The 9,190-nt window shown below is 67.1% G+C and carries 8 protein-coding genes and 1 pseudogene; 2 read left to right on the forward strand and 7 right to left on the reverse strand.

Features of this window, described 5'->3' with window-relative positions; genetic code table 11:
- From ON45_RS07980 to ON45_RS07995, 4 genes are all read right to left on the reverse strand, one after another.
- Positions 1–1,209: hypothetical protein (locus tag ON45_RS07980; protein ID WP_040493123.1), on the reverse strand; the 1,209-nt coding region annotated here is incomplete at its 3' end.
- A gap of 2 nt (positions 1,210–1,211) precedes the next feature.
- The gene (locus ON45_RS07985) at positions 1,212–1,805 is read right to left on the reverse strand and encodes a hypothetical protein (protein ID WP_040493124.1); all 594 of its coding nucleotides are present in this window, start codon (positions 1,803–1,805) and stop codon (positions 1,212–1,214) included.
- 55 nt (positions 1,806–1,860) lie between these two features.
- The gene (locus ON45_RS07990; protein ID WP_040493127.1) at positions 1,861–2,574 is read right to left on the reverse strand and encodes a sulfite exporter TauE/SafE family protein; all 714 of its coding nucleotides are present in this window, start codon (positions 2,572–2,574) and stop codon (positions 1,861–1,863) included.
- Positions 2,575–3,038: 464 nt separating this feature from the next.
- Positions 3,039–3,935, reverse strand: coding sequence for an AraC family transcriptional regulator (locus ON45_RS07995; protein ID WP_040493128.1), 897 nt, complete (start codon positions 3,933–3,935; stop codon positions 3,039–3,041).
- Positions 3,936–4,072: 137 nt separating this feature from the next.
- Between ON45_RS07995 and ON45_RS08000 the strand changes: the two genes are divergently transcribed.
- Entirely contained in the window at positions 4,073–5,023 is a 951-nt protein-coding gene (locus ON45_RS08000; RefSeq protein ID WP_040493125.1) for an SDR family oxidoreductase, read from the forward strand.
- Positions 5,024–5,088: 65 nt separating this feature from the next.
- On the opposite strand, the gene ON45_RS08005 is transcribed toward ON45_RS08000, so the two are convergent.
- The gene (locus tag ON45_RS08005) at positions 5,089–7,437 is read right to left on the reverse strand and encodes a thiamine pyrophosphate-binding protein (protein WP_051062714.1); all 2,349 of its coding nucleotides are present in this window, start codon (positions 7,435–7,437) and stop codon (positions 5,089–5,091) included.
- Positions 7,438–7,543: 106 nt separating this feature from the next.
- On the opposite strand from ON45_RS08005, the gene ON45_RS08010 reads away from it, so the two are divergent.
- Positions 7,544–8,011 (forward strand): Lrp/AsnC family transcriptional regulator, encoded by a 468-nt coding sequence (locus tag ON45_RS08010; RefSeq protein WP_040493126.1) that lies wholly within the window; start codon positions 7,544–7,546, stop codon positions 8,009–8,011.
- 9 nt (positions 8,012–8,020) lie between these two features.
- On the opposite strand, the gene ON45_RS08015 is transcribed toward ON45_RS08010, so the two are convergent.
- A complete protein-coding gene (locus ON45_RS08015; RefSeq protein ID WP_051062715.1) occupies positions 8,021–8,821 on the reverse strand; it encodes an SDR family NAD(P)-dependent oxidoreductase in 801 nt (266 codons plus the stop codon).
- Positions 8,822–8,863: 42 nt separating this feature from the next.
- Positions 8,864–9,190: pseudogene (locus ON45_RS08020) on the reverse strand (VOC family protein); the annotation flags it as partial.

Genomic DNA, 9,190 nt, shown 5'->3' on the forward strand with positions numbered 1-9,190 from the left:
CGGCGTGTCGAGGAGGTCGGAGGCGGCCCCCGCGTCGCGCCCGAACGCGGCGGTCGCCGACAGCGCAGGCACGGCGCCGAACGATGCGTCGGTCGTGTCGGCGGTCAGCACGTCGGCGTGCAGCCGGGCTTCCGATCCGCTGCGGGGCCGCAGCGCGACCTCGACCCACGGGGTGATCGTGATGCCACCACCGGCCGCGGGGCTCACGCGGACCCCGACCGAGCCGGTCACCACACCCGCGGTGAACTCGATCGCGTCCCGGCCGGCGTTCGGCGTGCCGCCGACCAGATCGGCCAGGGCGGCCAGCCAGGCGTCGCGGCTCGTGTCGTCCGTGAAGATCGACTCGATCCACGCGATCGCGGCGTTGGCGCCACTCGTCAAGAGGTCGTCGAGGGGGAACGGCGGCAGGCCAGGAGTGGTCCGCAACCCGAACAGGGCCGCCAGCGCCGCGAACGGAGCGGTCGCAGGGTCGGACGGGTCCAGGGCGTCGGCCTGCGCCTGGAGGATGCCCACGACGAACTCGAGCACATCGGTCCCGACGTCGGCCAGGGAGTCGACGTTCAGCGCGAGATCCCTCGGCGCGGTCGTCCCCGGCAGTTGGAGCCGCTCGAGTTCGACGTCGAGCGCGAAGGAATCGCCCGGGTTCGTCGGGATCGCGAGCCCGACCGAGATGCCGCCCAGGAACGCTTCGCCCGGGGTGGGGCTCGCGGTCGAGATCACGACCTGGGCGCCGATCTCGATCCGCCCACCGACCGCGCCGAGCACCAGCCAGTCGGGCAGGCTGCCGGTGTCGGCGAGCGTGGTCTGGCCGGCACGCGGCAACTGGAACACCGGCACGTGGGCCCGGATCGCAACGGTCGGGGCGGCGCCGGTCGTCTCGTATTCGATGCCGAAGCCGACGCGGGCCGGCCCGTCGTCTGCCGCGACGACGGCGAACACGGTCGCTCCCGAGTCGCTGAAGAGCGGGACCCACGTGGCGCCGTCGTCGGTGGTGCGGTCGGGCGCGCCCAGCACCTCGTCGACGAACGCGATCAACGACTCGCGTTGGTGGTCGCTGTAGACGATCGAGGCGAGGCCCGGCGGCGACGCCGTCTCGTCGCCGAGCGGGTCGAGGAACCAGTCGCCGTTGAGCTCGCCGTCGATCGTCAGACCGACTGCTTCGGTCAGGTCGCCGAATGCACCGAGTTCGTCGCCGATGTCGAGTGACATGGTCAGGCCTCCGCCGTCAGTTTGTGGCGGGCGATCGGTTGCAGCAGCACGACATCGGGCGCGGCGCCGATGCTGCCCGGTACGAGCGGACGACCCCGATTGTCATTTCCGACGTCGGCGCAGATGACCCGGGCGGTCTCGAGGAGCGTCTCCCAGGCGAACGCCGTCAGTGGGTCGGTCCACACGTCGGTGATCGACCGCGGGCCTTGCAGGTCGGTGAACGTCGACATGACGAGACCGGCCCTGGCGGTGCGGGTCCCGACGCCGAACGGCATCGGGATCGCGACCTTGTCGCACTGGTCGCACTCGACCACCGCGGTCACGGTGATGACCCCGCTCGAGCAACTCACCGTCGTTTCGTCGCTGTGCACGAGCAGTTCGTTGTCGCCGAGCGTCCACACGACGGTCGGCGTCGCACCGACGGGGAGGTCGAGGACCAGTCGGATCACCGAGTTCATCACGGTCCTGAACTCGCCGATCGGCACGTCGAACTCGCTGTCGGTGAGCTGGCCCGGCTCGAGGGTGATGCCGTCACCGAGACGTTCGAACCAGTCGAATCCGCCGTCGATGACGATGAGATCGTCGATCAGCCCCATCGGTGGTCGCTTTCCGCGTCGAGCATCGTCGCCGCAGTGTCGGTTGCGGTGGCGCTCAGCCCCAGAGGAGGATCCGCGACAGGTAGCCGCCCATCACCGACCAGAACAGCACGCTGTAGCCGGTCTCGCCGACCCGATCGTTGAATCGGGAACCCAACGCCGTGGCCGCGATCATCACCGGGATCAGCGCCACGATGACGAGCCACTCGGCGCGACCGAGGAGCCCGGCTTCGGCGAAGATCGCGGTCTTCGTCGCATCGCCGACCAGCGACACCAGCGACGCGGCGCCCACCAGGTGTCTCCGGTCCAGGTCGAGCGATCGCAACGCCACTCCCTTCAACGGTCCCGACGTGCCGCTGAACCCCGACGTGAGCCCGGCCCCCAGTGCCAGTGGCGCCGCCCAGGCGGTGCGGCCAGGGACCTGGGCCAGTTCGGCGATCAACGTGAGCACGATGGCGAGGACGACCGCGACCTCGATGACGCGATCGGGTGCCGACAGCAACAGCGTCGCTCCCAGGGCCACGCCGACGAAGGTGAGCGCGACCACGCCGGCAGCGGCCTTGAACGGGATCACCCGGCGGTAGGTGACCACCTTGGCGACGTTGTTCATCGCCAGGAGGAGGGCGGCCATCGCCGCGCCCTCCTTGGTGCCGAGGATCAGCATCATGGTCGGCACCATGATCAGCGACCCGCCGAGGCCGGCCGATGCCGACACGAAGAACGCCGCCGGCACCGCGACGGCGACGAGCATGAGGACGAGTGGTGACATGGGTGGCTCCCGGTGTGTGCTCGATGGACGGTGGAGGTGGACCGGCCGACGGATCGATGTGGCCGAGATCGAGTGGGTCGCGCGTCGCGCCGAGGTCGACGACACCGGTGCCGGTGTCCAGGTCCAGATCGACGAATCGACCGGCCATGTCGTTGCCTCTCTTCCCCAGGTCGCCCCGGCGCACCCCCTGCGCCGACCGCGACCAGGCCATCACCTTCGCGCGAACGCGTGTGACCGTGCACCGAATTTCGCGGGGTCGAACGCGAGCGGTGTGCGATTCATGGATCCCCAGCTCGTGCAAGCGGTCGATGTTGTGCTGCGTCCCTGCTCCTGGCGGCTGCGCAGGCGGAGCTGGCACACGGGCGAGGCCGAGCCGCGTCTCGATCTCCGTCGTGGGATCGGGCTGGGCGCCACTGTCGGAGGCGTCGGCAGAGTGATCGGGTTCGGTCGGGAATCTGCGTGCGTCAGATCAGTCCCGCGGGCAGTGGCTTGTTGGTGTGGCTCCACTGTTTCGGTGACTGGCCGTACATGCGCTTGAACTCTCGGCTGAACTGCGAGGTGCTCGCGTAGCCCACGTCGCCGGCTGCTTCGCTGACGGTGGTTCCTCCGGCGATGCTCATGGCGGCGTTGTTCAGGCGGATCGCCTTGACGAACTGGATCGGGGACATCGTGGTGGCCTGTTTGAACTTGCGGTGGAACACGGCGCGGCTCATGCCCACATGTGTGGCCATGTCGTCGATGGTGATCGGTTCGTCGAGGTGGGACGACACGTGCTCGATCACCCGGGCGATCTCGTTTCCGACACCGAAGGCGCGCCGCGCCGCGGGGCCTGCTTCCCCTTTCAGGAGCGCGTAGTACACCTCGCGGAGCCGGGCGTCGCCGAGCACCGCCAGGTCCACCGGGTTGTCGCCGAGTCGAACGAGTCGCAACAGGGCGTCGGTGAACGCGTCGTCCCATCGAGCGAGGGTGATCCCCGGTGGGATCGGGCCGCCTTTGGGTTCTCGGATGGCGCCGGCCGCGTTCTCCATCGCGATGGCCAGTTCGGTCATCACTCTCGGGTCGAGCGCGATCTGGACTCCGAGGAGCGGGTCGTCGGGCGACGCCATCGGCGTCCCGGCCTCGACGGGCATCGAGATCGCACAGCACATGTACCGGTTGGCGTCGTAGACGTGTGACGTGCCGTCGACGATGGCTTCTTTGGTCCCGCTCACGATGGCCACGAGGGTGGGTTCGTACACGGCGGGGGAGCAGCGGACCGGTTCGGTGACGCGAAAGAGCTTCACGCCCGTCACCCCGGTGTCCACCAGGCCGTCCTCGCTGACCCGGTCCTCGATCAGTCGCCGGATCTGTTGCCTGCTCATGTGCGCAACGTAGTCGCGCGATGCGAAAAGGGAAATGCGAATGAGACGAATCGGCATGTAATGGCGATGTATCGGTCTGTTCAGGATCGAACCCGAGAGTTATCGTCGAATCGAAACCCACAACGACAGGAAGAGCAATGGCAGACACGACAACATTCGGACCGCACGGCTGGACGCCGGAACGCCTCGGTCCCCAGAACGACAAGACCTATCTCATCACCGGCGGGAACGCCGGCGCCGGGTTCGAGGCGACCAGGATCCTGCTCGGCAAGGGCGCCAAGGTCGTGATGCTGAACCGCAGCGCCGAGCGCTCCGAAGCGGCAGTCGCCAAGCTGAAGGAGGAATTCGGAACGGGTGCTGACGTGTCGTTCGTGCGCATGGACCTCGCGTCGCTCGACAGTGTCCGCACCGCCGCCGACGAGATTCTCGAGACCGTTCCACGCATCGATGCGCTCATCTGCAACGCGGCCATCGCGCAGGTCCCCGAACAGAAGCTCACCGTCGACGGCTTCGAGAGCATGCTCGGAACGAACCACTACGGCCACTTCCTCGTGAGCGGGCTGCTGTTCGAGCGCATCGAGGAATCGAACGGTCGCATCGTGGTGGTTGCCAGCCTCGGCTACAAGATGGGGATCCGCACGATGCAGTTCGACGACATGAACTGGGACGCCAACTACCACCAGAACAAGACCTACGCCCAGAGCAAGCTGGCGCAGATGATGTTCGCCTACGAACTCCAGGACCGGCTCGCAGCCGCGAACTCCGACGTCGAGGTCTACGTCTGTCACCCCGGCTCGTCGCGCACCTCGCTCATCACGACCAGCGGCAATCTGATGACCCGCATCATGTTCAAGCTCATGTCGATGTCGCCGATGGTCCAGTCCGCCGAGAAGGGTGCCTACCCCGAGGTCATGTGCGCCACCGAAGACGGCCTCGAGCAGCGAGCCCTCTACGGGCCGACCGGCAGGAACGAATGGGTCGGCCCTGTCGGCAAGGGGACACTCGAGCCGTTCGCCTACGACAAGGCGACCACGGAACGACTCTGGGAACTCTCGGAGAAGGAAACCGGCTTCGACTGGAAGCTCTGATCGAGCGGAACGACAACCGGTTCGATGGAAGTCGGACGACGTGGAGCGCGCGATCGCCCCTGGGATCAGCAGCTTGCGACGAGGGCGGCGTTGACGATCTGCTCGCTCGTCATGTCGAACTCGCGATGCAGGTCCTGGATCTTGCCGGATTGGCCGAATTCGTCGACTCCCACCGGAACGACCCGGGCCCCGAAGACGCTTCCGAGCCAGGAGAGGTGGTGGCTGGCGGCGTCGTGGACCGTGACGATCGGCAGGCGCCGTTCGTGCGGCTGCAACAGTCGTGCGAGGTGGAACGAGGGCGCCGCGGACCGGGCTCCGCGGCTAGCGTCGCGGAGGACGCCACGCCACTCGCTGAACATGCGATCGGAGCTGGTGATGTCGAGCACGAGCGCAGGGACACCTTCGGCCTCGAGCGCTTCGGCGGCTTCCAGGACCTCGGTGACGAGTGGGCCGCACGCCGCGATGATGACCTCGGCCGGGCGCTCACCGGACTCGCGCAAGCGGTAACCGCCGGCCAACACGTCGGCGCGCAACTCGTCGCCGCGCTGCTCGGCAAGATCTTCGAACGGGACCTGGTCGATCGGTCGGGTGGAGAGTCGCAGGTAGAGACTGTCGCCGTCCGGGGCGGAGAGGCGGCTCATCCCGTCGCACAGCAACCAGTCGAGAGCGCGTGCATAGGCCGGTTCCGCGTACGACAGGCCGGGGAGTTCGAGGCCGATCGACGGGGTGATACTGCTCTGGTGTGCGCCGCCCTCGGGCGAGAGCGTGACCCCGGCGGGAGTCCCGGCGAAGACGAACTTGGCACCGTTGTAGAGGGCGTAGACGAGTGCGTCCAGACCCCGGCACACGAACGGGTCGTACAACGTGCCGACCGGCAGCAGATGCTCTCCGTGCAGTTCGTGCGACAACCCGAGCGCGTGGAGCATCAGGAAGAAGTTCATCTCGCTGATCCCGAGTTCGATGTGTTGGCCCTCGGCGCTCTCCTTCCAGCGGAGGATGCGCTCGTCACCGAGGTAGTCGTGCTGACCGGTCGGGTGGAACACGCCGACCTTGTTGATCCATCCACCGAGGTTGGTGCTCACGCTGACGTCCGGTGAGGTGGTGACCATGCGACGTGCGATCTCAGGATGATCGGCGAGCCGCGCCAGGAGACGCCCGAACGTCTCCTGGGTGCTCACCGCCTTCTTCCGGGCAACCGTTCCGACCGACTCGGGAACCTCGATGATCGGCCGCGGTGCCGGAGCGACGTTGTTGATCTCGCTGCCCACGATCTCGCAGAGACGACCCTCATCGGACTGCGGATCGAAACGGTCCCACTCGTTGTCCGCGGTCAGCCCGAACGACGAGCGCAGTTCCGCCACCTGGTCCGTCGTCAGCAGCGCGGAATGGTTGTGCGGGTCGCCGGCAACGGGGAGTCCCCAGCCCTTGATCGTGTAGGCGAACACCACGCTCGGGCGGTCCGGGGTCTCGTCGCACTCGCGGTAGCTGTCGAGCAACTTCGGGATGTCGTGGCCACCGAGATTGTGGAGCAGCCCGCCGATCTCGGAGTCGTCCCACTGGGAGAGGAAATCGACCATCTCGGTGCTCGCACCCTCGAGGAACTTGCGGCGCAACTCCGCCCCGTCGACCCCGAACAACGACTGGTACTGCTCGTTCGACATCTCCTCGATGCGGTCACGGAGCCGTTCGCCACCTGGTCGCGCGAACGCCTCCTCGAGGAGCGACCCGTACTTCGCCTCGACGACGTGCCAGCCCGCGCCTTGGAAGAAGTCGATGAGCTTCTTGATCTTCTGTTCGGGGATGACGCGATCGAGACTCTGTCGGTTGGTGTCGACGACCCACATGACGTTGCCGAGTCCATGGAGTGCCGGGTCGCTGATCGCTTCCCACACGTTCCCCTCGTCGAGTTCGGCGTCGCCCGCGAGTGCGATGAACCGCGCCGGAGTCTGCTCCGCACGCTCGAAGTGGGTGTCGATGTACCGACGAGCCGACGCCGCGAACAACGGCGCAGTGACGCCGAGCCCGACCGATCCGGTCGAGAAGTCGAACACGTCGGGATCCTTCGTGCGGCTCGGATACGCCTGGAGCCCACCGAACTCGCGGAGCCGGGTGAGATAGGACGGATCGAGCTCGCCGCACAGGTACTTGATCGCGTGATACGCGGGTGATGCGTGCGGTTTGACGGCGACCTTGTCGGCGCCAGTCAGGTGAGCGAACCACAGGCTCGTCATGATCGTCACCATCGACGCCGACGACGCCTGGTGTCCACCGACCTTGATCTCGTCAGCGGGTCGGTCGTGATTCGCCGAGTCGATGATGCGCGTCGCCAACCACAGGAGGCGTTGCTGGATCGACTCGAGGGTGGCGACGTCGGGCGCGGCGGAGGTCGACGGTGGGGCGAACGCTGTTGTCACGAGAACACTGTGCCGAACCCGGAGCCTGGACGCAAGAAGTAGTCGCTAGGTCAACGACATTACGCAATGGATCGCCGCTGTAGCGCCGCTTGAGTAGATTCGTTGCGTGAAACGCAGCGATGAGGCACCCGTCGACTCGATCGATCGCGCGATCCTCGACCGGCTCACCGTCGATGCTCGCGCGACCTTCGGGCAGATCGGTGCCGCCGTCGGTCTGTCCGCCCCGGCCGTCAAACGGCGGATCGACAAGCTGGAGGAAACCGGGATCATCCGTGGCTACACCGCCGTGGTCGACCATTCCCGCCTCGATCGGCCGTTGGAGGCGTTCACCGAGCTGAGGTTCACCGGCGACGCGCGGGTCGACGAGATCGCCGCGATCGGCGAGGGGATCCCGGAAGTGGAAGCGGTGTTCACGATGGCCGGCGACCCCGACGCGCTCGTGTGGCTCCGAGTCCGCGATGTCCGCGACCTCAAACGGGTCGTCGATCGACTGCGCGGGTCCGGACAGGTCGCCGGGACGAAGACCATGATGGTGCTCGGGGCCACGACGTTCCCGTCCACCCTCTCGCCGTAGACGACGTGGTCAGAGGGTGAGGCTCTGGACGGCGTGTCCGCCGTCGACGCGGATCACGCTGCCCGTCATGTATGCCGACGCTTCGGAGACGAGCAACAGGAGTGGCCCGTCGAGGTCCTCGAACTGCCCGAATCGGCGCATCGGAATGGCGCGCTCGAAGCCGGCTGCCAGATCGGACCCGGTGAGGGCTTCGGTGGCGGCGGTGTGGATGTAGCCCGGGGCGAGGGCGTTGACGCGAATTCCGTGCCGTGCCGACTCGAGCGCCATCACCTCGGTGAGGCGGCTCACGCCACCCTTGCTGACCACGTAGGCGAACTGGCCCTTGATCGCCCGCTCGGCCGTGAGCGACGACATGTTGACGATCGTTGCGCCCACGATGTCGTTGCGGATCACCTGCTCGCTGAACAACTTGCTCATCATCCACACGCTCTTGAGGTTGGTGTCCATCACCCGGTCCCAAGCCTCCTCGTCGGATGTGAGATACGTGTCGGTCGATTCGACACCGGCGTTGTTCACGAGCGCGTGGAGGGGGCCCACCTCGGCCTCGGCGTCGGCGAGGAACGACCGGGCGCTCTCGGAGTCACACACGTCGAGCGGGAGTGCGAGTGCACGCCCTCCTCGATCGGTGATCTCGTCGACCCGCGTCGCCAGTCGATCGGCTCGCCGAGCACCCAGGACGACGGTCGCGCCATTGGCGGCCAAGGTCCCGGCGATGTGGTGGCCGATGCCGCTCGAGGCTCCCGTGACGATGATCGCCTTTCCGGTGAGATCGACGCCCAGTGTGGAGGGGGACGGTTGGTTCGTGGACATCGGTTCCTCGTGATCGATCGGCTTGCGGCGTCGTACTGTAGGTCACCCTTCGACGAGCACCGGCGGGGTGGCTTCGCTCATCTGCTCGGCGATCACCTCGTCGGGCGTCGTGATGAGCATCTCGTAGACCTCTTGGGGAATGCCGCGCTGCCAGGGCAGCGACGGGTCGAAATCGGGCTGCTCAACGGCGGTGTCAGGCGACGCGTACTCGGCAGGCTTGCGGTAGCGACTGAGCTCGTCGGGCGAGATGCCGGCGAGTTCGACGACCTCCGGGTCGATCCAGGCCCGCCCGTCGATCGGTTTCGCTGAGGTGGCCACCTCGAGAGTCAGGTCCTCCGGGCCGGCGAAGTAGATCGAGTGGCACATGCC

Origin of the sequence: Ilumatobacter nonamiensis YM16-303, assembly GCF_000350145.1 — a bacterium.
GTDB classification, from domain to species: domain Bacteria; phylum Actinomycetota; class Acidimicrobiia; order Acidimicrobiales; family Ilumatobacteraceae; genus Ilumatobacter_A; species Ilumatobacter_A nonamiensis.